Below are 1,861 nucleotides of genomic sequence, written 5' to 3'. Positions count from 1 at the left end.
CTGTCGGCCCTTGAACCGTGTTTTCGGTCGTCCCTGCGTCGAGGTCACCCAGCACCCGTTCTCATCCTCTGCTGTTTGCGATAGGACGGAGTTGGCCCTCGAAAGGGCCTCCTCGTAGTGATTGTCCATGATGTCCTGAAGCCAGATTTCGCAGTCGTCTCTCAAGAAGAAGTGCTGACCATCCATTATATGACCTCCACTTCGTTGAACCGAACGTCATCAGCAATATGATCACTGATATTCACGGGCTCAAAGTCTGGACCATGGATTTTACCTCGCTCGATCCAGTAACCGGACTTGACCCAGACCGCGCGTTGATAGTCTTTGCCGCCCCACTTGGCCTTTGTCTTCCGCCAATCGAGCTCATCCATGAGGTGCTTGGTTTGGTTGATGTTTCCTTTGAGGAGCGTCTGGACGAACGCAACCACTCCTGCTTCAGGCAAGGCGACGAGCCCGCTAGCATTCAGTTCTTCCTCCAACCGATCAACGATGGTGTCTCGGCTGGTCTGGTGCAGGCGTTCCATGGTTGGGGTCTGATGGTCGGCGATGTTAAGGCTCTTGGCGCTGAATCCTTCCGACAATTGTCTCTGCATCAAGGCGTTATAGACACTGGCCACGTTCGCCGGATCATCCAGAAACTGATGAACCTGACCGACAAGGTTCGAAAAATCATTGGCACGAGAGCCCCCTGATCGACCGTCATGGTTCACATCCATTACGAGGTAACGCCGCTCATCCTCACCGATCCATGACGGCCAGATGTTCGAGGTGAACAAGAAGCAGCACGACTGCTTTGCGCGTTCAGCTTCAATCCCCTTCCGCTCTATCAGAACGTAAGGGTCCGTGATGAAGGTCTTGATTGCGTTTTCCTGCGGCGATCCCGGCTTGATTTGGGTTTCCTCACACACCACAAGTTTGCTTGTCAGAACCGTGGCGTTGAACTGCTGCGTTAGCTTGCTGACGCTATTTGGAACGACGGTATTCGAAGTGCCAAAGAGTTCGGTCAGAATGCGTGCCGTTGTACTTTTCCCAGTACCTCTTCCACGCGAATACAGGAACGGAGCCCAAGCTGGCTTTTCTCCCTCGTTCTGAAGGCTCCATGCCAGCCAGTTCAGGAACTGCTCACGGTCATGCTCAAGTTGAAAGAACTCATCGAAGAACCGTCCGATGATGCCAAGCTCAGCGGAATTGATCCTGAGTTTGCGATATTCAGGTTCGACCCACGTGTTGGCTGCGACCGCACCCCGCGACCGTATCAGTCGGTTCGGGTTTCCGGCCTCACAGATTGCCGTTCCGTTCCAGACCTGAAACGACCGGTCGACGTCGGTATGCTGTGCTTCGATCAGAAACTTGAATAGACCTTTGACCAAGTCTTTGCTCAGTGGAACTTCAGGATGCTCGTCTCGTACCCGGTTCAGGATCATCCGCTCCACGTCATTGCGCGACAGTGGAACACTCAGATTCTCCACGTCGAAGAACTTGTTGTCCCTCCGAACGATCTGATCGCCATAGGCCTTTGCTAGACGTTGAACTTGCTCGGTTACCTCCGCTCCAGAAACTGGATTATTATTGGTTTCCATTGATGGTTATCTCCCATCATTGATGCTCCTGGCTTAGCCACGCACCCCGTATCAGGAGACGGCTGATTAGACCGTTTATGGGGGGCACGCACCAGGTGCATAATCGTGTTCTTTCCTTCTATAGTGTGCCCTGGAAGAATTCATGGGGCGAAAAGTGGCCTGAAACCCCATATTTTTATGGCTAAAATGGACTTCTAAGGTGCATTTTTCCTGCTGATGCAAAAAACGACCGAATTTGGCCGTGAAATTCACCTGAAATAAACGTCGATATCGGTCGCCAA

3 protein-coding genes are annotated in these 1,861 nt (G+C 52.4%); all 3 read right to left on the bottom strand.

Going from position 1 to position 1,861, the window contains the following annotated elements:
* A partial coding sequence (locus tag ACR0C5_RS19670) for a hypothetical protein (protein WP_480878631.1) occupies positions 1–186 on the bottom strand: 186 nt, incomplete at its 3' end.
* Positions 186–1,580 carry a primase-helicase family protein gene (locus tag ACR0C5_RS19665; protein ID WP_480878629.1) on the bottom strand — a complete coding sequence of 465 codons (1,395 nt, stop codon included), beginning with the start codon at positions 1,578–1,580 and terminating at the stop codon, positions 186–188. The genes ACR0C5_RS19665 and ACR0C5_RS19670, both read right to left, overlap by 1 nt.
* Positions 1,581–1,655: 75 nt before the next feature.
* On the bottom strand, positions 1,656–1,861 hold a 206-nt coding region (locus ACR0C5_RS19660; protein WP_480878627.1), incomplete at its 5' end, for a hypothetical protein.

Source organism: Ruegeria sp. N8 (assembly GCF_056531325.1).
Note: the sequence above shows the minus strand (reverse complement) of the source record. Positions and strands in the feature narration are given on the sequence as shown.